The following is a 374-nucleotide window of genomic DNA, read 5'->3' on the forward strand; positions in this document are numbered from 1 at the left end:
AGGACGAACAACGCCGTACCGGGCACCGGCGCGCCGATCGGCACCGCGGTGACCCCGGGGTGCAGGGGGGCGCTCATCGCGGCGTAGATCGTGGCTTCGGTGGGGCCGTAGGCGTTGATCACCAGCCGTCCGGGCGCCCACTGCTCGAGCACCTCGGGCGGGCAGGCTTCCCCGCCGAGCAGCAGCGCGGCCGATTCCAAGCCCTGCGGGGACAACGCGGCCACCGCGGAGGGGGTTTGGGTCAACACGGTGACCCCCTCGGCGATCAGCAGGTCGTGGAAGTCCTGCGGGGCGCCGGTGACCTCGTCGGGCACCACCACCAGGCGCCCCCCGTGCAGCAGGGCGGCCCAGATCTCCCACACCGAAAAGTCAAA

Annotated in this window: 1 protein-coding gene; it reads right to left on the reverse strand. The window is 72.2% G+C overall.

What is annotated here, in order from left to right:
* A partial coding sequence (locus AC5Y7E_RS24295; protein WP_499950963.1) for an AMP-binding protein occupies positions 1-374 on the reverse strand: 374 nt, incomplete at both ends.

It is taken from the genome of Mycobacterium sp. NGS17 (genome assembly GCF_059813205.1).